The sequence below is a fragment of the Deltaproteobacteria bacterium genome, from assembly GCA_016178705.1.
Lineage (GTDB): Bacteria > Desulfobacterota > Binatia > HRBIN30 > JACQVA1 > JACOST01.
Genome location: JACOST010000001.1, coordinates 104,509 through 128,031 on the forward strand (window position 1 = coordinate 104,509; position 23,523 = coordinate 128,031).

20 protein-coding genes are annotated in these 23,523 nt (G+C 63.8%); 11 read left to right on the forward strand and 9 right to left on the reverse strand.

From position 1 onward, the window contains the following. Positions 1 to 62: 62 nt before the first annotated feature. Together HYR72_00425 and HYR72_00430 are read right to left on the reverse strand one after the other, a co-directional pair. Complete coding sequence (locus tag HYR72_00425; GenBank protein MBI1813423.1) at positions 63 to 653, reverse strand: DUF309 domain-containing protein; 591 nt, start codon at positions 651 to 653, stop codon at positions 63 to 65. Next, a complete protein-coding gene (locus HYR72_00430; protein ID MBI1813424.1) occupies positions 650 to 3,058 on the reverse strand; it encodes a hypothetical protein in 2,409 nt (802 codons plus the stop codon). Before HYR72_00430 ends, HYR72_00425 begins: the two co-directional genes overlap by 4 nt. A gap of 165 nt (positions 3,059 to 3,223) precedes the next feature. Here HYR72_00430 and HYR72_00435 point away from each other — a divergent pair, with 165 nt between their 5' ends. From HYR72_00435 to HYR72_00445, 3 genes are read left to right on the forward strand one after another with little or no spacing between them, the layout of a single operon-like run. Then, positions 3,224 to 4,246 carry a hypothetical protein gene (locus HYR72_00435; protein ID MBI1813425.1) on the forward strand — a complete coding sequence of 341 codons (1,023 nt, stop codon included), beginning with the start codon at positions 3,224 to 3,226 and terminating at the stop codon, positions 4,244 to 4,246. 33 nt (positions 4,247 to 4,279) lie between these two features. Then, positions 4,280 to 5,800 carry a DUF1800 family protein gene (locus HYR72_00440; GenBank protein ID MBI1813426.1) on the forward strand — a complete coding sequence of 507 codons (1,521 nt, stop codon included), beginning with the start codon at positions 4,280 to 4,282 and terminating at the stop codon, positions 5,798 to 5,800. 18 nt (positions 5,801 to 5,818) lie between these two features. After that, positions 5,819 to 7,315, forward strand: a complete 1,497-nt coding sequence (locus tag HYR72_00445; protein MBI1813427.1) for a DUF1501 domain-containing protein — start codon at positions 5,819 to 5,821, stop codon at positions 7,313 to 7,315. 140 nt (positions 7,316 to 7,455) lie between these two features. Here HYR72_00445 and HYR72_00450 read toward each other — a convergent pair whose 3' ends face one another. Continuing rightward, positions 7,456 to 8,616 (reverse strand): GNAT family N-acetyltransferase, encoded by a 1,161-nt coding sequence (locus HYR72_00450; GenBank protein ID MBI1813428.1) that lies wholly within the window; start codon positions 8,614 to 8,616, stop codon positions 7,456 to 7,458. An 89-nt stretch (positions 8,617 to 8,705) separates the two neighbouring features. On the opposite strand from HYR72_00450, the gene HYR72_00455 reads away from it, so the two are divergent. The 6 genes from HYR72_00455 (at position 8,706) to HYR72_00480 (ending at position 15,831) form a co-directional block, all read left to right on the forward strand. Next, the gene (locus HYR72_00455) at positions 8,706 to 9,896 is read left to right on the forward strand and encodes a glycosyltransferase (protein ID MBI1813429.1); all 1,191 of its coding nucleotides are present in this window, start codon (positions 8,706 to 8,708) and stop codon (positions 9,894 to 9,896) included. Then, entirely contained in the window at positions 9,889 to 11,436 is a 1,548-nt protein-coding gene (locus HYR72_00460) for an AAA family ATPase (GenBank protein MBI1813430.1), read from the forward strand. The genes HYR72_00455 and HYR72_00460 overlap by 8 nt, the downstream gene beginning before the upstream one ends. Continuing rightward, positions 11,433 to 12,434: a Gfo/Idh/MocA family oxidoreductase gene (locus tag HYR72_00465; protein MBI1813431.1), complete on the forward strand. Its 1,002-nt coding sequence runs from the start codon at positions 11,433 to 11,435 to the stop codon at positions 12,432 to 12,434. Before HYR72_00460 ends, HYR72_00465 begins: the two co-directional genes overlap by 4 nt. Before the next feature lie 225 nt (positions 12,435 to 12,659). Further along, on the forward strand, positions 12,660 to 13,781 hold the full coding sequence (locus HYR72_00470; protein MBI1813432.1) for an amidohydrolase family protein: 1,122 nt from the start codon (positions 12,660 to 12,662) through the stop codon (positions 13,779 to 13,781). Then, entirely contained in the window at positions 13,778 to 14,698 is a 921-nt protein-coding gene (locus tag HYR72_00475; GenBank protein ID MBI1813433.1) for an NAD(P)-dependent oxidoreductase, read from the forward strand. Before HYR72_00470 ends, HYR72_00475 begins: the two co-directional genes overlap by 4 nt. 833 nt (positions 14,699 to 15,531) lie before the next feature. Next, on the forward strand, positions 15,532 to 15,831 hold the full coding sequence (locus HYR72_00480) for a type II toxin-antitoxin system RelE/ParE family toxin (protein ID MBI1813434.1): 300 nt from the start codon (positions 15,532 to 15,534) through the stop codon (positions 15,829 to 15,831). Positions 15,832 to 16,292: 461 nt separating this feature from the next. Here HYR72_00480 and HYR72_00485 read toward each other — a convergent pair whose 3' ends face one another. Then, positions 16,293 to 17,678: a M48 family metalloprotease gene (locus tag HYR72_00485; protein MBI1813435.1), complete on the reverse strand. Its 1,386-nt coding sequence runs from the start codon at positions 17,676 to 17,678 to the stop codon at positions 16,293 to 16,295. Between the two features lie 212 nt (positions 17,679 to 17,890). Here HYR72_00485 and HYR72_00490 point away from each other — a divergent pair, with 212 nt between their 5' ends. Beyond that, on the forward strand, positions 17,891 to 18,898 hold the full coding sequence (locus HYR72_00490; GenBank protein ID MBI1813436.1) for a helix-turn-helix domain-containing protein: 1,008 nt from the start codon (positions 17,891 to 17,893) through the stop codon (positions 18,896 to 18,898). Here HYR72_00490 and HYR72_00495 read toward each other — a convergent pair. The 5 genes from HYR72_00495 to HYR72_00515 are packed head-to-tail and all read right to left on the reverse strand — an operon-like array spanning position 18,861 to position 22,501. After that, the gene (locus HYR72_00495) at positions 18,861 to 19,076 is read right to left on the reverse strand and encodes a hypothetical protein (protein ID MBI1813437.1); all 216 of its coding nucleotides are present in this window, start codon (positions 19,074 to 19,076) and stop codon (positions 18,861 to 18,863) included. The genes HYR72_00490 and HYR72_00495 overlap by 38 nt on opposite strands. Further along, on the reverse strand, positions 19,073 to 19,837 hold the full coding sequence (locus tag HYR72_00500) for an RNA methyltransferase (protein ID MBI1813438.1): 765 nt from the start codon (positions 19,835 to 19,837) through the stop codon (positions 19,073 to 19,075). The genes HYR72_00495 and HYR72_00500 overlap by 4 nt, the downstream gene beginning before the upstream one ends. Before the next feature lie 60 nt (positions 19,838 to 19,897). Further along, complete coding sequence (locus tag HYR72_00505; GenBank protein MBI1813439.1) at positions 19,898 to 21,016, reverse strand: PIG-L family deacetylase; 1,119 nt, start codon at positions 21,014 to 21,016, stop codon at positions 19,898 to 19,900. A gap of 15 nt (positions 21,017 to 21,031) precedes the next feature. Next, positions 21,032 to 21,499 (reverse strand): response regulator, encoded by a 468-nt coding sequence (locus tag HYR72_00510; GenBank protein MBI1813440.1) that lies wholly within the window; start codon positions 21,497 to 21,499, stop codon positions 21,032 to 21,034. A 9-nt stretch (positions 21,500 to 21,508) separates the two neighbouring features. After that, positions 21,509 to 22,501, reverse strand: a complete 993-nt coding sequence (locus HYR72_00515) for a sigma-54-dependent Fis family transcriptional regulator (GenBank protein ID MBI1813441.1) — start codon at positions 22,499 to 22,501, stop codon at positions 21,509 to 21,511. Positions 22,502 to 22,665: 164 nt separating this feature from the next. On the opposite strand from HYR72_00515, the gene rph reads away from it, so the two are divergent. Next, positions 22,666 to 23,385 (forward strand): ribonuclease PH, encoded by a 720-nt coding sequence (rph, locus tag HYR72_00520; GenBank protein ID MBI1813442.1) that lies wholly within the window; start codon positions 22,666 to 22,668, stop codon positions 23,383 to 23,385. Positions 23,386 to 23,523: the final 138 nt, after the last annotated feature.

Here is a 23,523-nt window from a genome sequence, read left to right on the forward strand (position 1 = left end):
ATTCGAGTGCGCCCAGCCGCGCGTGCGATTTGCTTCGTAGTCGTCCGACGCACGGCGTCCCGTTACCGTTCCAGCGATGACTCCGCAAGACGAATCAGCGGAGCAGCATTCAGTTCGGGCAACACCCCGCGGTCAGCGGGCGCGAAGTAGGCGCGCAGCGACGCCATGACATCCTGCAGATCGAGTCCGAGCATGCGCGGCGTCTGCTCGGCGACATGCGCGAGCTTGTCGAGTCCTTCGACGGACAATATCTGGACGCCGGCCAGTGTGCCGATGTGCACCTTCAGCAGCGCCGCGGCGATCTGGATCAGCCCTTGGAGCAACAGGGCGGGCTCGCTGTCGCGTGGCATCGCCGCCCACAAGCCCTCCCAGGCTTCGTGCGCTTCCCAGAAATAGTGCGCGTTGAACAGATCGACGCCGAACAGCCACGCCTCCAACGTCCGCCACTGCTCCGGTTGCCACGCGGCGTGCCGATGCAGTGTAGGGTTCGGTTCGTACGAGTGCCCGCGTGGATCGCGAGTCGGATGGGGGTGCACGCCGGGCACGTAGCGGTAGGCGGGAAACGGGCGCGCGGTGTAGCGCGCACGCGGCCCGGGGTCGGGGATGACGGATCCGACCGATCGGACCGATCGGTCGGATCCGTCATCACTCATTTCGTCTCCGCTTCGCCAACGACCGCGTGCGTCGCCGGATCGTAGATCACCGGATCCAACCTTGGCCGCGTAAACGCGAGCTGGTTGTCGATGTAGAGCGAGAAGCCTTCGGGATAATCCTTGTAGCGCACGTGGCCGTCGGGGCGGTCCCAAATGATCGTGAGATCGTGGCCGCGATAGCGCAGACGGTCGAGGACGAAATACGGCCACTCGCGCGCGGCGGGACGCAGCTCGATGCGCTCGTCGCGCCGCGGCGTGAGGCCGACCACGCCTTCGACCACCAGCGCGTTATACATCGAGTGGAAGTCGTGCGAGATGTCCGATGGCTTCGGAAGCGCCGTCGACGCCCCCGGCTCCCACTGCGAATAGTATTCGTGCGCGTTCGGTCGCCAGGCCGGATCGTTGGGATGCACGCCAGGCAACATCAATGACGTGTAGCGCGCCATCAGTTCCATGAAATGCGCCGGCGTCACGCTCTCCTGATGATAGTCGTGCATCGCGCGGATCAGCGTCAATCCGCCCATGCTGATCGGATGCGGCGCGATGTTGCGCGTCAGTCCGCTCATCTCCCACGTCCACTCGCGATAGTGCGCCAGGCTGGTAATCACCGGCGGAAAGCGCGCCCAGAACTCGGCCGGGTCAACCAGTTTGTTGAGCGCGCTGAGGTACGGTTGCTCGTCGGGCGCCAATCGCATGGTGAATGGAAAGAACCCGTGCAGCTCGCGGATCGGAATGCGCACGTCGTCGGCCGCGCGTTGGGGATAGAAGAACGCTGATGGCGCGTCCCACAAGTGCTGCAACACCGCAGCGCGAATCTTGCCCGCAACCGCGGTGAACTCTTGTTGCAGCGCCTGATCGCCGACGCTCTCCGCGAGTTCGGCAACGCCCGCCGCATTGCCGTAGACGAAGCTGGCGAAGTCGACGCGCTCGAGCTCGACCGGCTTGCTGAACAAATCGAGCTTAAGGCCCGAGAAGTACCACCACGACAAGATGTCGAGGTCGTAGCCGGTGATGCGCGGAATGTTGCGGCTCGGCAGCCCGTCGCCGTCGGGATCGAACGCGCGCATCCATGTCCGCACGTCGCTGGCCATCGCCGGCAGCAAGCTGCGCAGCGTGGCGGGATCGATGGGATGCACACGATGGAAGTCGGCGACCGCCGCGGTGGTCCACTGCGAGTACATCTCGCCCCAGTACGGGCTGCCCGGCGCGTCCATCAACGCCCCGATCGATGAGAGATTGCGGTAGCTGTTGCGCGCTTGATCGAGGGCGAAGTGCGGATCGCGCAGGTACGTCAGCTCCTTGATCTGCGCCGGCGCGGCGAACGAAATCAGGTTGTCGAAGCCGAGCTTGCCCTCGTAGAACGCCGCGCCCTGCAAATCGGTGGTGTTCACCTCGACCAGACTGAAGCGCACGATCCACCAGCGGTAGTACCACATCCGCTTCATCGCGCCGTCGGGACAATCGAAGTACGGCACGTTGTCGAAGAACCAACGCTGGTACGCTTCGACGTGGCGTTCCAACGTGTCGTTGGGCAGCGCGCGCGCGCGATTGCTCGGCGCGGCGTTATCGAAGCTGGCGGCGACGGTGACGCGCACGGGGGTGCCGTCGGGAATTGTATCGACCGTCCGGTGCAGGTGAATCGGATAGCCCTCGCTCGCATCGAAGCCGGGTGCATCGAGGTACACCGACAGCGGCTGGCCGTGGTACTGGCCGCTGCCGAGCAGCGGGTACGCCGTCGGACCGGTGGAGTTGGGCATGGTGAAGTTCTGCGTCATCACCTGCACCACCACCGAGTGCGCCTGGCCGTCGCGCGAACGGATGTCGTAGCTGGCCACCGCGCGATCGTCGTAGGTGATGAACTTGTGCTCGTCGATGTCGACGGTGCCGAACGTGTAGCGAGTCAGCGTGCGGCTGGGATAGCGCTCGATGGCGTATTGGTTGTCGTAGATGACGGCGGGTTGGCCATCGATGACGAAATAGGTTTCGAACAACCGCTTCAAGCAGAAATCGGAATGGGTGTAGCAGAACTTGCCGACGAAGCCGGGTTGCGCCAGTGCTTCCTTGCTCCACAAACGGCGGCCGGACGACAGCAGCAAGTCATCGTCGTCGAGCAGCAACTCGCGCGCGCGCTGCGCCGGCAAGCCACGCGGCAGCGCCTTGAAGACTTGATGGCCGAGGACAAGGTCGACATAGAGACGCTCGTATGCGTCACGATGATCGGTGATGGACTCGAAGCGCAACCATGGGACAAACGGCGCGCTCTGCACGGCGAGCGGCAACTCGGGCAACTGCGCCGGCACTTCGGGCGGCCGCGCGGCGCGCCGCTCATAGACAACCAGCGCGGCGACGAACCCGACCAAGCCCAGCACAATCGCGATCACCCACACCCTACTCAGCCGCGCCATGTTCCGACCCTACTGGGGCCAAGGCCGGTCTGTCTAGCGCAGCCTCTGCCATGGCAAGGCCTGCGGAGGAGAAACGGATGAGCCCCGGCGCCGTTGCTGTCGCGAATTCGCGTTGACGACCCCCCAGGGTCAAACTAAGATGCGAGGCTGAAAGAGGGGGAATTGGTGGGGGCATCGCATCGTTCGCGGCTCAGCTTCGCAATCGCCATACTGACCGTTGTCACGCTGCAGAATATCGTGGCGCAGCGCGCGCTCGCTGTTTACGGGGGCGGCGGCGCGGCAAACACGGATTGCTTGGCGGTCTTCGATGCCGACGTGAACTTCCCCCCCGCGCGGCCATTGAGTATCCGCTGCGTCGATGGCGATCCAACATGCGACGCCGACGGAGTCGTCAACGGCGTCTGCACCTTCAGCGTCGGGGTTTGCGCAAACAGCACCTACAATCCCAGCAAGTGTACGCTGCAAGGCGTCCAGTCGATCACCGTCGGCCATGCCGACGATGATGGGGTCGATCCCAAATTCGACCCCGACTTTCAATTGCTGCAGGGCGCCATCGACAATGCCATCGACCCGCCCACCGCCGTGGCGGATAGCTGCTCGGGGCGCGTGAACATTCGCGTCCCGATTCATGGTCCGTTCGGCAAGCCAACCGTTCACAACTGCTCGCTCAGCATCAAGACGGTGAAGCTGACAACGGTTGTCCAAGTCATACAAGGTAAGGTCTACCCCAACGACGTCGACGGACTCATGCTCATGTGTCGGCCGGCACCGAAGACCAGTAACGGCTGCGACCCGCGCACTTTCTTCACCGGCACCTACGATCGCATTCAAAAGCAGATCTTCAATCAGAGCTGCGCCACCGCCACCTGCCACGACTCGCAAACCAAGGCGGCGGCGCTGCTATTGGAATCCGGTGCCTTCCCGGCCAATTTGATCAACGTGGTGCCGACGACCGCCAGCGCCGCGGCGGCCGGCTGGACGCGCGTGAGCGTGCCGAGCGTCGGCGTTGGTGACCCGACGACGAGTTTGCTCTATCACAAGATCATCACAGGTGGATTGCCCGACGCGTCCTATGGACTGCGCATGCCACGCGGACGACGCGTGCTCAACGTCAGTCTTCAAGAAGCCATTCGGTTGTGGATTCTCAGTGGTGCACCCGACACCGGGTGGGTGCCCGGCACCGACTGACGCACCTATTGCGGTCACGAAGGAGAAGGACTCATGCCTATCGATCCCAACGCACCTCTGAGCCTGGCCGATGCGCGGCAGTTGCTGCGTCGCGCCGGCTTCGGCGGAACGCCGACCACTATCAACAACCTATTGCTACGCACAGCGACGCGCGGCGCCGCCGCCGACGGGATGCTGAGGTTCCCCGCGCGCAACCTCAAGCCTATCGGCGCCGACATGACGAAGGTGCGCCATAGCTGGATCCGCACGATGTTTTTCACGGCCTATCCGCTTCGAGACAAGCTCGTCCTCTTTTGGCACGACCACTTCGCCACCAGCGCCGTCAAGGTCACCAATCCCAAACTGATGTACACTCAGATCGGCCTGCTCTATCTCTACTACAAGGGCAATTTCAAAGACTTCGTGAAAGCGATCAACAAGGACCCGGCGATGATCGAGTTCCTCGACACGCAAAACAATAACAAGCAAGAACCCAACGAGAACTATGCCCGCGAGTTGCAAGAGCTGTTCACCTTGGGCGTGAAGGATCTCAACGGCAACAACAACTACGCGCAAGAAGACGTTGCGCAGATCGCGCGCGCCTTCACCGGCTGGCGCCGCAACCTGACCACGGTCAAGGCGGAATTCCACCCGTCCAGCCACGACTTCATGGCCAACTTTCCCAGCCGCGGCCCCAAGGTCATCTATAAGAACAATCCCGCCTTCGGTGCTGGCGGCGCGGCCTATGCCGCAAACGCCGGTGAGGAAGGGCCGCAGGAAATCGACACGGTCATCGACAAGATCTTCCTCCACCAAGACAGCGACGGCAAGAATACTGTCGCCCGCTACATCGCCAACAAGCTGTTCACCTACCTCTGCCACTCCCAGCCGACGATCCCAGTGATCGACGAGATCATCGCGTTCTCCAGCTTCGACACCTTCTTCGACATCGGCGCGCTGGTCAAAGGCATCATCTGTCACGACGAATTCTACGCCACCGAAGCCGCCCCGGCACCGTACACCGCGACGACGAAGAAATCGGTGAAATGGCCGGTGGATTACGTCATGAGCACCCTGCGGCTGCTGGGCGTGCGGCCGTACGCTGTCGATTTCGCCATTCGAGGAGGATCTTATGCTGATGTGGTCGATCACATGGACGCGATGGGCCAGTTGCTGCTCGAACCACCGAGTGTATTCGGATGGGATTGGGAAACCTCATGGGTGAGCAGTACCACCCTGTTGGCCCGCTGCACCTTCGCTCGCGACGTGGTTGCCGCACGCGATCGCAACGTCTACGGCTTCCGTCCCGAGCTGATCAAAATCAGCCTCTCACCTAAGGTGTTCTTGATCGATCTCACCGACCCGACGGATATTCTCACCAATGCCGCCAAGTATCTGGGCATCGACGATCAACTCTCGACCGATGATGTCGCCGCGCTGGTGACCTATCTGCGCGATGATGGCCAAGGCGGCCAGTACACGACTCTCGACCTACACGATTACAACATCCGCAACACCAAGCTGTACGGCCTGTTCGGCATCCTTCTTCAATCCCCCGCCTACCAGATCCACTAGGAACAGCAGGAGAACGCCATGGCAATCACGCGACGACAGTTTCTCAAGCGCACAGGGGCACTCACCGCCGGCAGCTTCCTCAGCCAGGGACTGTTCCGCAATCCGCTGTTCTTGCAGCAGGCCATGGCCGCGATCGGCGACCGCTACCTGGTGGTCGTCTTTCTCGACGGCGGCAACGACGGCCTCAACACGGTCGTGCCGCTCGGCGACGTGGGGAGTTCGGCACTGCGGGCTGCCTACGAGGCTGCGCGCGGAACCGGTCCGACGGGCCTGCGGCTCGATACAGGTATCCTGACGCAATTCGCGACTGACCCTAACACCGGCACGCCGCTGGCCTTGCACCCGGGCATGAGCGCGCTGCTCGATTCCACCGTGCGCCCACATGCCGCCGTCATCCAAGGCGCTGGTTATCCGAGCTACAGCCTGTCGCACGACGAGTCGCGGACCGCGTGGCAGACCGGCAATCCGCTCGGCGATGGCGCGTTCCCCAATGGCTGGGTGGGCCGCTATCTCGCCGCCAACTATGGCTCCTTGGAGATTCCCGGCGTCGCGGTTCGCTCGGAGGTGCCTGGGGAGTTCCGCCAGCGCACTACCAACGTGTTGACCATCAATCGCGTAAAAGACTTCGATTTCCCCTACGATCCCTCCTTCGGCGGCGACGACAACGCGAAGCGGACGGCGTACCTTGCCCTCTGCGACAAGGCCTCCAGCTCCATGCAACCAACGTTCAAGTACATCGGCGACAGCGGCACCAGTACGTTGTTGAGCACCGAAAGCTACCCGCAAGTCGAAGGCCCGTACAACGCGCGATCCGATGGAACGACCAAGTGGTACAAGCACTACTCGAACAGCATCCAAGGCGAACCAGTCGGGCTCAATACCGGCTTCGCCCGCAATCTCCGCGAAGTCGCCAAGATGATCTACGGCGTCAGCCAAGGCATCCCTGCCTATAATCCGCTTACCACCCGCTTCTTCGAAGTCGCCAATGGCGGCTATGATACCCATCGCGATCAGGGGATCGATGGGGCCAACGATCAACAGAACGGCCTGCATCACGAAGTCTTCGACGCGCTCTCGCTCTTCTACAAAGACTGCCTCGACATGGGCGTGGCGAACAAGGTACTCGTGCTGGTGTGGAGCGAATTCAGCCGGCGCATCCCGCAGAACGACAGCGGTACCGATCACGGCTCGCAAGGCCCCGTGTTCGTGATCGGCGGTACGGTCAACGGGGGCGTCGCGTACGGCAACCATCCCAACATCAACGGCGTCGATTCCGGTGCGCCGCAAGCCCTCGACGACGACGGCAACACGCCGTACTCCCAAGCGCCGAACAATCTGTCGGACCTGACCCTGCCCTTCCGCTCCACCGACATCCGCGACATCTACGGGACTATTCTAAAGCACTGGCTCAACCTTGACGACGCGACCACTCAGAGTTTCTTGCCGCTCGACACCGGGATGGACCCGGACACATTCTGGACCGTCCCGAACTTTGGTCTCGGTTTCTTGCCTTGAGCGCCGTACCAGATTCCCTGTTCCCTGTAGGGGCGACGCATGCGTCGCCCTCCGATTGACGTGCCCATCGCGGAGAAGACAGAGGGCGATGCATGCATCGCCCGTACGCGGCTGCTCCTGACATTCGTCCCTCCCTCACCTCATTCTCCGCCCACATCCGTCGGCTTCAACTCGCTGTTCTGTTGCATCCATCCGACGACGCGATCGACCTCGCGTCGCTCAGCGACAAGAAACCGTTCGATCGCAGCCGCCAGCCGCGGCTCGCGGACGTAGTGCATGCTCGTCGTCGGCTGCGGATCGAATCCGCGCAGCGTCTTGAACTCACCCCCGGCACCGGGCTCGAAACGTTGCAACCCGCTGGCGATGCAGTGCGCCACCGCAGCGTAGTAGCAGACGTTGAAGTGCAGATGCCGCAACTCCTTGGTCGCACCCCAATAGCGGCCATAGAACACTCCCGCCTTCTGTACGTTGAAGGTGCCCGCGATCGGTACCCCTTTCTCCAGCGCGACCACGAAGCACAGGTTGCGCTTGAACCGCCGGCGGAGCAGCTCGAAGAACTCCGGGCTCAGGTACTGTCGCCCCCAGTAGAGCTTGTCGATCGTGGCCTTGTAAAAGTCGAACATCAGCGGGAACCATTCGTCGGGAATGTCGTCGCCCACTCGCACGTCGATCGTCACCTCTTGTACCGCCAGTTCGCGCTGCTCGCGTCTAATTTGATTGCGCCGCTTGCTGCGAAAGTGTTCGAGGTAGTCGTCGAACGTCGCGTAGCCGGCATTCTGCCACTGATACTGAAACCCGGCGCGTTCGAGGAAGCCGTCTTCGCGCAATGCCGCCGCCTCGTCGGCGCGGCAGAAATTCACGTGCACTGAAGACAGGTCGTTGCGCTCGCAGATGTCGCGCAAAGCGCGGCTGAGCAGCCGCAGCAACGCGGGTCGGTCTGCGCCCGCCGCCGTCAACAGGCGCGAGCCGGTCGCGGGCGTGAACGGCACCGCGACCAACACCTTCGGATAGTAGGCGATGCCGGCGCGTTGAGCGGCGGCCGCCCATTCGTGATCGAACACGAACTCACCCATGCTGTGCCCCTTCAAATAGAGCGGACACGCCGCCACGAGTCGGCCCTGTTGATCGCGCACGGCGAGATGTTGCGGTAGCCAGCCGGATTCACGGGTGACGCAGCCGGACTCTTCGAGCGACACCAACCAGTCCCATTCGAGAAACGGCGAGCCATCGGCGCCGACCAGTGCATTCCATTCCAGGCGCGCGATCTCGCTGAGCCTGGCCACCACCCGCACTTCGTACATGCTTGTGATGTGACTGAGGCCGCGGCGAAAGTCGAGGCCCCCTTTCACTCACTCGCCGGATCTGCCACAAGCGCCCGACGATGATGTGGATGCTCTGGTTGTTGTTCCTCGTCTGGGGCGGCTATGCGCTGTTGGGGCAGCGCTGGCGGATTGCGCCGTTGCTCGATCCGCCCGAGCTCGACCTGCCTCCCACGCGCGTGGTCGCGGTGGTACCCGCACGCAACGAGGCTAACGAGTTGCCCCACACGCTCCCCGCACTGCTGCAGCAGACCCATCGCGATCTCGTGGTCGTGCTGGTCGACGATCATTCCGACGACGGCACCGCCGATGTGGCGCGGCGACTCACGGCCGACATCCGCGCAAGCGATCGCCTGGTGATTATCGACGCTCCTGTTCTTCCGGCACAATGGACCGGCAAGGTTTGGGCACAGCAACAAGGTGCGGAGCGCGCACGCGAGCTGGGCGCGGAATGGATCTGGTTCACCGACGCCGACATTCGTCACGACAGCCACGTGCTCGCGCGTTTGCTCGCGGCCGGACACTGCCGGCAACGCGACGTGGTGTCGGTGATGGCGCGCCTGCGCTGCCACACGGCCTTCGAAAAGCTTCTCATTCCCGCCTTCACCTATTTCTTCGCCGGCCTCTATTCGTTCCTCGCAATCGGCAACGATGCGTCATCCGCCGCCGGTGCGGCCGGCGGCTGTATGCTGGTGCGCGTCAGCACGCTCGATCGCATCGGCGGAATGGCCGTGATCCGCGACGCGGTGATCGACGACGTCGCGTTCGGCCGTGCCTGCAAAGCGGTCGGTGCTCGCTTGTGGCTGGGTTATGATCCGGGCGTGAACTCGACCCGCGGCTACGCCACGCTGGCGGACATCTGGAACATGGTCGCGCGCAGCGCCTACACGCAACTCGGCTATAGTCCCTTCGCGTTGCTTGGCTGTCTGCTCGGACTCGCCTTCGTGTTTCTGGTGCCGATGGCTGGAATCGTCTTCGGATCAGGCGAGCTGCGTCTTCTCAGCGCGCTCACCTACATCGCGATGCTCCGCACCTACAGCCCAATGATTGCGTATCTGGGCTGCGCGCCGGCGTGGGCGCTGGGCCTGCCGCTGTCGGCTACGCTCTATGCCGGCATGACCGCATCGTCCGCGTGGCGCCACCACGTCGGCACGGGCGCCGCATGGAAGGGTCGCAACTATGGTCCCGCGGTGAATCAGCGCGAGCACTCGCCGTCCAATTCATGTACCATGCGCAGCCACAGCGGAGCGGAGCGTGAGTAACCCGAGTGCAACCCCGGCGGCCGAGAGCCGCGCGTTCGCCAATCTCAAGGAACTGTTTCAAGCGGGGCGACCGTTGATCTACATCCGCTCGCCTGAAGAAGCGCGCGTTCACTTACTGTTGAACGAGGCCAATGCGCAGATCTTCAGCGGCAAGGCGCCGGTCTGGACCTGGAGTCTGACCGACGGACTGCGGCAGCCCGATGGCAGCGCCGGCACCAAAACCTTGCCTGGCCCACGCGAGGTGCTCGACGTGATCCTCGGCCACAAGGGCCCGGCAATTTTCGAGCTGCGCGACTTTCACGAGTTCCTGCGCGACGCCCCCGACATTCGCCGCCGCCTGCGCGATCTCTACGACCGCTGCCTCGACACCGGCAAGTTCATCATCATCACCTCGCCCCTTCGTGTCATCCCGGAAGAACTTCAGCGCCAAATGGCGTACCTCGATCTGCACAGCCCCGACCTGCCGGAGCTGGTCAGTTTTCTGGAACGCGAACTCACGAGTCTTGGTCAACAAGGTGTCGCGGTCGACAGCAGTGCGGGCGCGCTCTATCAGATGGCGCGCGCCCTCCAAGGTCTTACGCTCACGGAATCGCATCACGCGCTGCGGCGCGCGGTCGCCGTGGCTCAACGCATCGACGAGACAACGCTGCCGCTCTTGCTCGAAGAAAAGAAACTGCTCGTCAACAAGACCGGCTTGATCGAGTACATCGCCGACGGCACCGAGATCGGCCACGTCGGCGGCTTGGAGTACCTCAAGCAATGGTTGATGGAACGTCGCCGACTCTTCCTCGAACGCGAGAGCCTCGCCGCCGAGATCGTCCCCAAAGGTTTGCTGGTGATGGGCGTGTCCGGTTGCGGCAAGAGTCTGTGCGTGAAATCGATCGCCTCGTGCTTCAACCTGCCGCTCTATCGCATCGACATGATCGAGGTGTTCTCCGGTCGCCACGGCAGTCCCGACGGCGCCTTCGTCGAGGCCTGCCGCACGGTGGAGTCGGTCGCGCCGGCGGTGGTGTGGTTCGACGAAATCGAAATGGGTATCACCGCGCAACTGACGGGCGACGCTCAGGCCGACCTCGGCCGCATCTTCGCCTTCTTCCTGACCTGGATGCAGGAGAAGGCGCGCGGCCTCTTCGTCGCCGCTACCGCCAACCGCATCGATCTGCTGCCCGCCGAGATGATCCGCAAAGGACGCTTCGACGAAGTCTTCTTCGTCGACCTGCCGACTGACGTCGAACGCATCGAGATCTTCCGCATCCATTTACAGAAGCGCGGCATCGATCCCGCGCAGTTCCAACTCGATCGTTTGAAGAAATTTACCAAGGGCTGGTCGGGCGCCGAAGTCGAGCAGTGCGTGGTCTCGGCGATGACCGCGGCCAAGCTGCACGACCGCCCGCTGCAGGACGATGACATCCTCAACGTCGCCAGCGGCATCGTCCCGCTGTCCAAAACCATGCGCGAGCAAGTCGACCATATCCGTTCCTGGGCGTACGACCGCGCGGTGCGCGCCTCGCCGCGCGAAGGCAACATCGCCGTATCATGACCGATCACACCGACCGCGGTCCGCTGCGCATTGGCATTCTTGGCGCCGCCCGCATCGCGCCGATGGCGTTGATCCGGCCGGCGCGCCAGGTTCCCGCCGCCGCGATCACCGCCGTCGCCGCCCGCGACCGCGGCAAGGCCGACGCGTTCGCACGCAAGCACGGTATCGGGCGCGTCCACGACAGCTACGATGCATTGCTCGCCGACCCGGACATCGACGCGATCTACAATCCGTTGCCCAACGGGTTGCACTGCGTGTGGACGATTCGCGCACTCGAAGCGGGCAAGCACGTCCTCTGCGAAAAGCCGATTGCCTCGAACGCCGCCGAAGCCGAGCAGATGGCGCAGGCCGCTTCACGCACCGGGCTCGTGCTGATGGAAGCGTTTCACTACCGCTACCATCCACTCGCGGCGCGCATGCGGGCCATCATCGACAGCGGCGACCTGGGGACGATCCGCCACGTCGAAACCCACATGTGCATCCCCCTGCCCTTCCCCAACGACATCCGCTACCGCTACGACCTCGCTGGCGGCGCGGCAATGGACGTCGGCTGCTACACCATCAGCCTCCTGCGCTTCCTCGCCGGCGCGGAGCCAGAGGTGACGCACGCCGAGGCGCGCCTGTCGTCGCCCAAGGTCGATCGCTACATGGAAGCGGACTTCCGCTTTGCCGACGGCCGCAGTGGACGGATGACGTGCTCGTTGTTCTCCGCCGCGTTGCTGCGCATTCGCGCGCTCGTGCGCGGCGATCGCGGCGAATTGCGCGTGATCAATCCCGTCGCGCCGCACCTATGGCATCGGCTCAGCGTGCGCACCGAACGCGGCACCACCAGCGAACGCGTCGCCGGCGACGCCACCTACACACACCAACTGCGCGCCTTCGTCGCGGCCGTGCGTGACGGTACCGCCGTCCCAACCGACGCGACCGACGGCATCGCCAACATGCGCGTGATCGACGCGGTATATCGCGCGGCCGGCTTGCCGCCCCGCGGGACTTGAACGTTTCGGCAGTCGTCATTGCAAGGAGCGGAGCGACGAAGCAATCTCGCTCCAAGTCGTAGGGGCGATGCATGCATCGCACGCCGGGTTCCCCGCCGCGAACATTCTACTTCGCGGGCGACGCATGCGTCGCCCCTACACCGGAAGGCCGACACGGCGCACCGTTGTCACGCGATCCCTCACTGTGGTAGCCAATCAACTGATTGACTGATCGCGGAGGACGGCATGTATCAAGACTACCGAGTCATCGACGCCGACGGCCACGTACTCGAACCGCCGGACCTGTGGGAGCGCTACATCGATCCCGAGTTCCGCCATCAAGCACCAAAAGGTTTCGGCGTGATGAGCATGGACGTGCTCGGCCATCGCATGCCCGACGTGCCCGGTGGTCTCGCCGACGTCGCGCCCGACTACACTACCGGACCGTCCGCGCGCTACGGCTTCGCCGCCAGGCAAGGCTTCAATCCCGCCAGCCAAGTGGAAGCGCTCGACATCGAAGGGATCGACATTGCCGTGTTATATCCGTCGCGCGGCCTCTACGCGGCGTCGGTCGATGCGATCCCGCCGCGCCTCGCCGGCGCGATTTGCCGCGCTTACAATCGCTGGCTCGCCGACTTCTGCCGCTACGCGCCGACTCGTCTGTATGGCGCGGGGATGGTGACCATGCACGATCCCGACACCGCAGTGAAGGAAGCCGTTTACGCGGTCGAACAACTCGGCATGAAGGCGATCTTCATTCGCCCCAATCCGGTCAACGGCCGTACCATCGATCACCAAGACTTCGATGCCCTCTACGGCGAGATCGAGCGTCTCGGTGTGCCGCTCGCCACCCATGAAGGCGCCGGGGTGCATCTCAATCAATTCGGCCGCGATCGCTACGACAAGCTGTTCAAACTCCACATGGTCTGCCACGCGGTCGAGAACATGGGTGGCTGTCTCGACCTGATCGTCGGCGGCGTGCTCGAACGCCATCCGGCGCTGCGCTGCGTCTTCCTCGAGTCGGGAGCCGGCTGGGCGCCGTGGTGGCTCGAACGAATGGATGAGCACTTCGAAGGCTACTTCGGCCCGCGCGAAGCGCCGTACCTCCGCATGAAGCCCAGCGAGTACTTCAAACGCCAATGCTTCATCTCAACCGAGGTCGACGAGCGCGGCACGAAGTACGTCGTCGATGCCTTCGGCGACGATTGCCTGGTACTCGGCAGCGACTACCCACATGGTGACGGCAAGTTTCCGAACGCGATCAAAGAATTCGTCGCCGTCGACACGCTATCGGAAGCAGTGAAGCGAAAAACGCTGTGGGACAACCCGGCGCGGTTGTACGGGATCAGCACGCAGGTGGCATCGTGAGCGCGGCAACGCAACGCGTCGGTGTCATCGGACTCGGTAACATCGGCGGCGCGATTGCCGCGAACTTGATCGTCGACGGCCACGAAGTCCATGTGCATGATCTCGACCCCACCCGCGTCGAAACCCTCGTGGCCGCTGGCGCCACGGCCGCGGCATCAGCGATCGCGTTGGCGCAACGCACCGAGGTCGTGTTCACCTCCCTCCCCAACCCTGCGGCCATGGACACGGTCGCCACAGCCTGGCTGGCGGGCGCCACTCGCGACGCAGTGCTCGTCGATTTGAGCACCAACGCGCCGGTCACAGTGCGAGCGGTCGGCGCGCGCATCTCCGCGGCCGGTTGTCATCTGCTCGAAGCGCCGCTGACTGGCGGCGCGCCGGGTGCGAAGATGCGCATGCTCGTCTTCATGGTCGGCGGCGATGCTGGCGTCTACGAACGCTGCAGGCCGTTACTCGACAAACTCGGCCGCGCCAGCTTTCACATCGGACCGCTGGGGTCAGGCAACGTCGCCAAGCTGGTGAACAGCCTGCTCGCGTTCACTGCGGCGTGGGTCTCGCTCGAAGGCCTCGCGGTGGCGGCGAAGGCGGGCATCGATCTGCGGACAATGATCGAAGTGATCCGCACCGGCGGCGCCGGCAACTTCTTCACCGATCGAATGGTCGAAGGCATCAACGAACGCAATCGTCCCACGTCCTTCTCGCTCGCACTGGCCGCGAAGGATGCCGGCCTGCTGCTCGATGTCGGCCGCGACCTCGGCGTCCCGACGCCGGTAGCCGCCGAGGTCGCGCAGAGCTTCGTTGCCGCAATCGCCGCCGGCCTCGGCGAGCGCGACTTCACCGACCTCGTCGAGCTGATGGAGCGCCACGCCGGCGTGAAGTTGCACCTGCCACCGCCGCGTTCCGCCGGGGGCAGCCCCTAACTCGGCGAAGCGCAATGGCCTCAAGAACGATTGCGCCCCGCGCGCAGTGTTACGTTCCGAGCCGTGCAGCGCTCGACGTCCTACAGAGACCTGCCGAATTCATGCTAGGCGGATCACTCTACATCTGATGAAGGACACCCCACTCAGGCACATGAAGGGACACACGCGAATTCTGAAGGGGATGGTCGGCGACCTGTTCGACGGGGAATCCGAAGCATGCCACCGTTCGCTGATGAGCTACGCGATGACCTCGAGAATATCGGGTTCTATGTTGAGCGCCGGCACGCTAACGAGTCAACGCTTAGGGCATATGTCGGTGGGTGGCACGTACATCCGCTCCTCAACCCTCGATTCTACCGCGCGGGTGAGGCGCCGGTACGGACACGAGCCGAGTCCTTGGTTGTTGCAGTGTTCTCCAAGAGTCGCGGGTCCGTCGATGCACGGCTTCAGTCATTCGCTTCGGCCGCACCTTGCAGGTTTGTTCCAGAACGTGGCTCCCGAGACGGTGAATTGCGTCGACACGGCCACTTTGTTCCCCCGCTAAGGTTCGTCGTCGACCGAGACGGGACGACTTTGGACTTGGCTGAAAACGTGGCGGCGTTGACCGCCATCTTCAATGAGCTCAAGTCGCTGGCGCACTCAGCCGACTCTGACTAATTGTCTCCGCAGACCGCCTAACGACGTGTTGCTGCTGTCGGCGCGTCATTCAGAAGCGGCCAGCCCGCTGTGCGCGCTGGCCGCAGCATGATCGGTGCGCCGCAGCAGAACGCTGAGGCGTTGGACGATGTAGCGCTTCCGTTGATGCAGCGGCGGGGATATGCGTAGGCTCGGTCATGGTCTTCGCAATCGTCTACTCCCCAGAAGCCGTTGACCATCTTGCGGCGCTTTCGAAGGCCACGCAAAGGCTGGTCGTCGATCAGGTGGAGAAGCAACTCACGCACGAGCCGAACCTACCAACACGGAAGCGGAAGCTGTTGCGTCCCAATCCGATTGCTCCGTGGGAGCTGCGATTGGGTGACGTCCGGGTATTCTACGACGTGCAGGAGAAGGCGGAGCTTCTGGTCAAGGTTGCGGCCGTGGGCATCAAGCAGCATAATCAGTTGTGGATCGGCAAGGAGAGAATCGATCTATGAAAGCCATCGAGTTATCCGAGGTTTCTGCCTTGGCCCCGCACATCCAGCCTGGCTGCGATATGCCGTTGCTGCTCACGGACCACGGGCAGGTGGTCGCAGCGATCGTCCCCGCTGACCAGCACGATGCAGAAAGCATGCTGCTGAGCATCAATCCAACGTTCCAGGCCATCTTGGAGCGATCACGAACACGGCTGGAAACCGAAGGAGGTTTGTCCAGCGAACAGGTACGAATGCGGTTGGGACTATCACCGAAGCGGCAAGGCCGGGCAAGGCGCTCCACCCGCCCGCGGCCGCGAGGCCGTTCGGGCAAAGCGTAGCGTCGCGTTCCGTCCGCGGCGCGTGAACACTGGCGCTAGGCGAATCGCAGCGATAGATGTTACGTGATCAAGCGCTGTTGGGTCCAATTCCGCATCGGCGTGAATCGGCGGTCGTCTCTCTCTTCGATGGACTGACCACGCGCGTCAATGCCGACTGCGGCTGTGCCGGATGAATTCGCTGAGTTCCTCGATCTGGTTGCGCACATATTCCGCGCGCGGACTCGTCGATTCGAGCAGCGGCAGCACTTTCTCATATTGCTTGACTGCCTTGTCGTACTCGCCGCGCAAGCGCAGGGCTTCGGCGAGGTGGAAGTAGCCGTCGGCCTCGCGGCCGGCGCGGCCGGCGAGGATGCCGAAGTTGTAGTGGGCTTCGTCGAGTCCGGGCGCCAGCGTGAAGGCGCGTTCGTATTCGCGTAGCGCGGACGAGCTATCTCCCATCGCTTCGAACGCCTTGGCCAGTTCGTGGTGCGCGCCGGCATCGTCGGGGTTGGTTTCGACCGCTGCGGCCAACAGCAATCGCGCCTTGCTCGGCTCGCGCAGGCGCAGCCAAGTGCGGCCGAGTTCTCGATTAGCCGCAGTCCAGCCCATGTCGCGCGCCTGTTCGAGCGTCTGGCGTGCGGCGTCGAAGGCGCCGGTTTCGAGAAACACGACCCCAAGCAGATAGCGTGCTTGCGGATCGTCGGGATGCTCGTCGACCTGCCGGCGATAGACCCGGAGCACGTCGTTCGGCACCTCGGTCTTGGCGTGTAGCAAGGCCTGCACGCGGGCGAGCGCCGCCGACTTCGGCCGGCGTGGCGTCTTGTCCCACTGCTGCGTGCGCAGGATCGCTTCGAGATGCGTGAGGCGATCGTCGTTGAGCGGATGGGTTTGCAAATACGGCGGCGCAAAGGTGGGCGAGACGCGCTGCTCGTCGGCCATCGTCTTGTAGAAGTCGAGCATGCCCTTCGGATCGAAGCCCGCGTGCTGCATGTAGCGCACGCCGAGGTAGTCGGCTTCTTGTTCGAACTCGCGGTGGTACTTGAGTTGCGCGGCGGCGCTGGCGGCCACCGCACCGGCGCCGATGGCCGGCTGCACAATCGACAGCAGCAAGCCGAACAGCGTCGCGTAGTTCATGAATCGGGTTGCGTCCTGCTCGCGCGCGAGATGATGCGCGTGCACGTGGGCGATCTCGTGGCCGAGTACGCCCGCCACCTCGTCGTCGGTGACCGCACGCGTGAGCAGCCCGGAGTGCACGTACACGTAGCCCCCGGGGACAGCGAACGCATTGATCTTGGGATCGCGCACGACCGCGAAGGTGTAGTCGAATGGATCGCCATCCAGATTTGCCACGATGCGTTGCCCCATGCGGCTGACGTAGTTGACCACTTCGACGTCGGTGATCAAAGGCAACTGCGCCTGCGCTTGCAGCGCGAACTTGCGCCCGAGCTCCCGCTCGCTCTCGTCTGACGCCAGCGCCGGCGTGGCAACCCACTGAACCGACCAGGCCAGCACAAGCGCGCGCGCCGCAGTGCGTCGAGTGCGCGATTGCATGGAGCGGCAGTACACCAGCCCCGAGTACGGCTTGCAACCAGCGCGAGCACTTGGCCCAAGCGGCCCGCACGGGTTCCAGCGCCCAGGGCGGGCGCTCGCGGACAGGTCCGACGCCCACTGCCTCTCCGCGAAGCCCGCGCGCACGGCGTGTGGCCAAGTGCGCTCTCGCGGCACGGGGGTTGCGGAGGACCGCGCCCCAGAAAGGGGTCGCAATGGGAGATCGAATTGCGTCGAGTGGAGCACGGGATCTTGCGCAGCTGCACGAGTGGGTCGAATACGGGCGCCACGCCCAGCAGCGGCGCGCGCACATGATCCTGCTTCGCCGTCAAGGCTTGCCAAACTGGCTGATCGCGCATCGCCTGGGCGTGCATCGCGACACGGTGCGTCGCTGGGTGGCCCGCTACCGCGCGCGCGGGCCCGTCGGGTTATGGCACGCCAATTCGGGACGTACGCACCCGGCGAAGTTCACCGACGCGACGGTTGCGACGATCCGGGCCATCGCCAGCCAGCCTCCCGGCGCCCGCAGCGAAGCATTTGCAACCTGGTCGCTGCAAAAGCTGCGCGCTCACGTCATACGTATGGAGATCGTGCACGACATCAGCGTCGAAGGGCTGCGGCAACTGCTCGCGCGAACCGGTGGCCGCCCGCCCGGGTGGCCGCCGCCGGCGACAGACCGCATCGCGCTGGATCGAACGGCTCAGCTGGCATTGCGACGGCTCGCCGGCGACCGTGACATTGGCCGGCGCGCGGTGATCGTGTTGGCGGCGGCGGACGGTTCTTTGGCCAAGGCCATCGCTCTGGACCTTGGTGTCACCGTCAACACGGTGCGGCGCTGGGTGCGTCGATTTGCAGCGGGCGGCGTGCCCGCGCTCGAACGCGTGCCACGGCGCGGTGGCCGAGTGCGGTTCACCGCTGACGTCCGCGCACGCATCTGCGCGTACGCCGCCTGCTCGCCGCGAACGCTGGGGCTGGCGCGGGCTGAGTGGTCGTTGGTAGCATTGCGAGATCATCTGATCGCGAACCAGATCGTGCCGACCATAAGCACGGAGTGGTTGCGGCAGATTCTGCGCGGGTGGCTCCGCGGCGGTGAGGCGATGTGCGCACGACTGGGCATACGCTCCGAAGCCGTGCACGCCGCACATCCGGGGCTGCGCACGAGTCAGCTCCCGGCACTCCGGCAGATCACTGCACGTGCAGCGCGTACTCTAGCAGCTCACTGAGCACGCGGATGCGGCGCGCCCGCAGCGCGCGTTCTGAACGATCGGCAACGGCGAAGTGCTCCAACGCCAGCCGCAGGTTCACCTCGATGAGATCGATGCACGCCTGCGTGCATGCCTGAGAGTGGGCACGCCGGCGGGCGGCGACGATATCAGTAAACGCGATGATCTCGGCCATCACGCCGGCCGATCCCTGCCCGCGGCCTTGTCGTGCATCACGCGCCACCCATCGTAGCCGTACCACTCGATCTGTCGCGCCAGGCCGAGCAGAATACGCATCTCGCGTTCGTCGATCCCGACGCGCCCGAACAGGCGCCGCAGAGAAAACATGATGTGCTCGGGATTTTCCGGATGGAGGAACCCGATCGCCAGCAGCGCGGCCTGCAGCCGTTCATACATGTCCTCCATCGCCGCCGTCGTTGCAATCGCTGGCAGCATCGGCTCAGTCAGCGTCTCCTGCGCGGCGACGAACAATTCGTAGCCGCACACCATGACCGCTTGCGCCAGATTGAGGGACGGATAGTCGGCCGCGGATGGGATCGTGATCAGCTGGTGGCAGAGTTTGACATCGGCGTTGCTGAGGCCGTGGTCCTCGGGGCCGAACACGAGAGCAACGGGTTGGGTCTGCGCGCGTGCGACGATCGCCGGCGCTAGTGCGTGCGGCGCGTGCGTCACCTCACGATAGCCGCCGGCGCGGCAGGTCGTTCCGATCACCAACGCGCAATCAGCGATCGCGTCGGCGAGTGTGACGCACTGCCGCATGTGATCGACAACCCCGCCGGCGTGGGCGGCCATTTTGCGCACCCAAGTCGATCGCAGTGGCTTCGCGCGAACGACGACCAAGTCGCCGAGTCCCGTGTTCCCAATAACGCGGGCGACGGCGCCAACGTTGATGGCGCCACGCGGGCGATGCAGGACGATGCGGATGTTGCGCAGCGACACGGCGAGCCTTACGAGTCCTGGCAAGTCTTGGCGAGGCTTGCGCGGCGCGCGGCCGCGGCGTTACGGCGCTCGGTGCGGACGCCAACGGCGCGCATACTCGATCGGCAACGTCGAGATCTGGCTGCCGTTGAGATGACCGAACACTTCGTCAGACCGCACGAACAGCCCAAGGAAACGGTCCATGGCTTGCACTTGCGAGCGGTACCGGCCGAGCGCGTCGCGCTTGTGGGCGACCTCGTCAGGGGTCAGATCGAGCCGCAGCCAGGCGGTATGCGAGAGGCTCTCGTGCCCAGCACTCGAGCCGCCGATGCCGGCGCGGTTGACCGCGACCTGCCAGAGCGGGTTGCCTGGGTACTCTGGGTAGTGAACGAGGTAGGTCAGCACCTCAGTATGCGTGAATGGAGCGATCTGCGCCTCGCGCAACTCGCGTAGCGCGTCGAGCACGAAGCCACCGGTGGTACAGTGATCGGGATGGCGATCGCGCGGATCGGGAATCGCCACCCAGTCGGGCACGAAATCGCGGAGCAGATCGCGCAGCTCGCGCTTGAGGTCGACCCCCGAGTACTCGATGCCTTGCCGCGGGCTCTCCTCGTAGGGCGGGCGATCCGATTCGGTGAATGGTGACCGATAGGGGCGGCTCTCCGGCCAGTTGTCGCTCCAGAGATCATCGATCCCGTCATCGGGAAAGCCGAAGAACGTGCTGCCGATCTGCTTGCCACCAAGGACTTCAACGGCGCGCAGCGCTTCGTGATGGCGGCGCTCACCGTAGGCGCGAAAGTCTCGACCTGAAACCTTGACGTGTTTGTTTTCCGCGACCACGGCGCTGCGAAAGCCGTCGCCGTTCGTAACGAAAACCACTCGTACTGTGCCGCCGAGTGCGATCACCCGTTGCATCAGGCCGCCAGCGCCCAGTGTTTCGTCGTCGGGGTGCGGAGCCACCACCAGCAGTCGAATCTTACCCGGCACGCGCAACGGGTTGGGGCGCGGTGGCGCCAGGCTGACACCCGGCACGCCTGGAAGTTTGATCGCGGGCGGGGTCGAGTCGAGCGTCGGCCGCGCGGGTCCATTCGGGAGGGCCTGCTCGCTACGACGATCGACGGCGCTGCCGCCAACGGGCGCGGCGATCACTCCGACGACGAGCGCGGTAACTAACCAGAGTCTTTGAGCAGACTTTCGCATCGCGGCTTGAAGCGGTCAGGCCTTCTTTTTGCCGGCGACGGATTCTTCGGTTTTGGTGAGCCGCCGCTCAAGTTCGCGCGAGTGCACCTGGGCGCGGATGCGCGTGAACAGTTCCTGCTTGTTGAGTGGCTTGGTGAGGTACTCGCTGACGCCCAGGGCCATGCCCCGCTGACGCGTTTCCATGTCGTCCTTGGCGGTCAGCAGAATCACTGGGATGGCGCGCGTCGCGTCACTGGCGCGTAGGTGCTCGCACACCTGCAGGCCATCCATATTCGGCATCATGACGTCGAGCACGATGACGTCGGCTGGTTGCCGCGCCAGGGCATCAAGGCAGCCCTGCCCGCTGTCGACGGTTTGGCACTCGTAGCCTTCACGCCCCAACAGTCGTGACAAAATCTCCAATGCGTGTGGGTCGTCATCGACGATGAGCACCCGCCCCTTGGGCGCCTGAATCGCTTCTTCTTGCATGACTGGTTTTCCCATCGCCGTCCTTTAGATCAAGTAGCCTTCCGCGGCATCCCCACCGCTGCCTTTGCGGCGTAGCTTGGCGACGAGGGTGGTACGCTTGAGGCCGAGGAGTCGAGCCGCGGCCTGTTTGTTACCCTTGGTGCGGCGCAGCGCCTCATCGATGAGACGGTACTCGAATTCCTCCACGGCTTGGTTCAGATCGATCCCTTCCTCTGTCAGCGTCGGGCGCGGAATTTTCTTCTCCGAAATGAACGAGCGAATGTTGGGCGGCAGCTGTTGAATGTGGATGATGCCGTCATCGCTCAAGATCACCAGGCGTTCGACCAGATTCTCCAACTCCCGCACATTGCCGGGCCAATCGTATTCCCACAGGTGCACCAGAGCCTCGTCCGAAACCCGAACCGGCGCGGCCGACCCTTGCCGCTTCGCATTGTGCTTTTCGAGGAAGTGCTGCACCAAGATCGGGATGTCTGAACGCCGCTCGCGCAACGGTGGAATGAGGAGCGGAATAACTTGGAGGCGGTAGAAGAGATCCTCGCGGAAGCGCCCCTTCTCGACCTCGACGGAGAGCTCGCGATTGGTGGCGGCGACCACGCGAACGTCGACCTTAACGGTGCGATCGGCGCCCACCGGCCTGATCTCGCGGTCCTGCAGCACCCGCAGCAGCTTCACTTGGAGCTGGGAGGTCATCTCACCGATCTCGTCGAGAAAAATCGTCCCGCCGTTGGCCAGTTGAAACATGCCCATGCGGGTGCCGATTGCCCCGGTGAATGCCCCGCGCTCGTGACCGAACATCTCCGACTCGAGCAACTCTGGTGGAATGGCTCCACAGTTGACGGCGATGAACGGATTGCTGGCGCGTTTGCTGTTGGCGTGAATGTAGCGTGCGACCAGTTCCTTGCCTGTGCCGCTCTCCCCCGAGATCATTACCGTCGAGTCGGTGGTGGCGACCCGGTGCGCAATGCTCAGGAGCTTTTCCATCACCGGGTGGTTGCCCTTGATCGTAAACGCGTCCATCGTTGTCCCTAATACCTCACAGACAAAGTGACAAAAAATTAACAGCAAGAGGGGCCGATTACAAGAGCAGCGCCCAACCGGACGACAATTTTTTATCTCTGCGGCCAGAGTGCGCTGCGCCGTATGGGGTTGTTTGGTATGGAGGCCGGGCGGCAGGAGGCGAAATGCGATCTGATGGGAGACGGGCCGACGAAATTCGCCCGGTGGTGATGACGCCAGGATTCATTCGCAGCACCGACGGTTCGGTGTTGATCGAAATGGGCGAGACCCGCGTGATTTGTACCGCGACGATCGAAGACAAGGTTCCGCAATTCTTGCGGGACAGCGGACGCGGCTGGGTGACGGCGGAGTACGGCATGCTGCCGGGATCGGGCGATACGCGCATCGAGCGCGAGGTGACCCGCGGGCGAATCGGCGGCCGAACCCACGAGATCCAGCGGCTCATCGGCCGCAGCCTGCGCGCCGTCACCGACATGACCAAGCTGGGCGAGCGCACGGTCTGGATTGATTGCGATGTGATTCAAGCCGACGGAGGAACCCGCACGGCCTCGATCACCGGTGCGTACGTCGCGCTGGCACTTGCCGTGCGCAAGCTTGCAGCGCAGGGCAAGAGTGGGAACGGGGCGCTCCGCGAAGCGGTCGCAGCGATCAGTGTCGGCGTCGTCGGTAGTGAGGTGCTGGTCGACCTTCGTTACGACGAAGACAGCCGCGCGGCCGTCGACATGAACTTCGTCATGACCCAGGGTGGCCAGTACGTCGAGGTCCAAGGTACCGCGGAGCACAATCCATTCAGCAAGGTGCAACTGGATCACATGGCGGAGCTCGCGTGGGCAGCGATCACTCAGTTGACCCGCGCGCAAGCGGACCTGCTAGCCAAGATGTGACAGAAAACTCACCGCCGAGGACGCGGAGATCGCAGAGAGAGCGTCGCCACGGAGAGTATTCCAGCCATTTTCGTTAACCTCATTGGCGATGGACTTTCGTTTGGCTTCTTCGTGGTCTCCCGCTCATTGGCTCGGCGC

What these genes read in the sequence shown, in the direction of transcription:
- HYR72_00425 (MBI1813423.1), bottom strand. Translation starts at nt 653, where the DNA reads ATGAGTGATGACGGATCCGACCGATCGGTCCGATCGGTCGGATCCGTC.
- HYR72_00430 (MBI1813424.1), bottom strand. Translation starts at nt 3,058, where the DNA reads ATGGCGCGGCTGAGTAGGGTGTGGGTGATCGCGATTGTGCTGGGCTTG.
- HYR72_00440 (MBI1813426.1), top strand. Translation starts at nt 4,280, where the DNA reads ATGCCTATCGATCCCAACGCACCTCTGAGCCTGGCCGATGCGCGGCAG.
- HYR72_00445 (MBI1813427.1), top strand. Translation starts at nt 5,819, where the DNA reads ATGGCAATCACGCGACGACAGTTTCTCAAGCGCACAGGGGCACTCACC.
- HYR72_00450 (MBI1813428.1), bottom strand. Translation starts at nt 8,616, where the DNA reads ATGTACGAAGTGCGGGTGGTGGCCAGGCTCAGCGAGATCGCGCGCCTG.
- HYR72_00455 (MBI1813429.1), top strand. Translation starts at nt 8,706, where the DNA reads ATGCTCTGGTTGTTGTTCCTCGTCTGGGGCGGCTATGCGCTGTTGGGG.
- HYR72_00465 (MBI1813431.1), top strand. Translation starts at nt 11,433, where the DNA reads ATGACCGATCACACCGACCGCGGTCCGCTGCGCATTGGCATTCTTGGC.
- HYR72_00470 (MBI1813432.1), top strand. Translation starts at nt 12,660, where the DNA reads ATGTATCAAGACTACCGAGTCATCGACGCCGACGGCCACGTACTCGAA.
- HYR72_00480 (MBI1813434.1), top strand. Translation starts at nt 15,532, where the DNA reads ATGGTCTTCGCAATCGTCTACTCCCCAGAAGCCGTTGACCATCTTGCG.
- HYR72_00485 (MBI1813435.1), bottom strand. Translation starts at nt 17,678, where the DNA reads ATGCAATCGCGCACTCGACGCACTGCGGCGCGCGCGCTTGTGCTGGCC.
- HYR72_00490 (MBI1813436.1), top strand. Translation starts at nt 17,891, where the DNA reads ATGGGAGATCGAATTGCGTCGAGTGGAGCACGGGATCTTGCGCAGCTG.
- HYR72_00505 (MBI1813439.1), bottom strand. Translation starts at nt 21,016, where the DNA reads ATGCGAAAGTCTGCTCAAAGACTCTGGTTAGTTACCGCGCTCGTCGTC.
- HYR72_00510 (MBI1813440.1), bottom strand. Translation starts at nt 21,499, where the DNA reads ATGGGAAAACCAGTCATGCAAGAAGAAGCGATTCAGGCGCCCAAGGGG.
- HYR72_00515 (MBI1813441.1), bottom strand. Translation starts at nt 22,501, where the DNA reads ATGGACGCGTTTACGATCAAGGGCAACCACCCGGTGATGGAAAAGCTC.
- rph (MBI1813442.1), top strand. Translation starts at nt 22,666, where the DNA reads ATGCGATCTGATGGGAGACGGGCCGACGAAATTCGCCCGGTGGTGATG.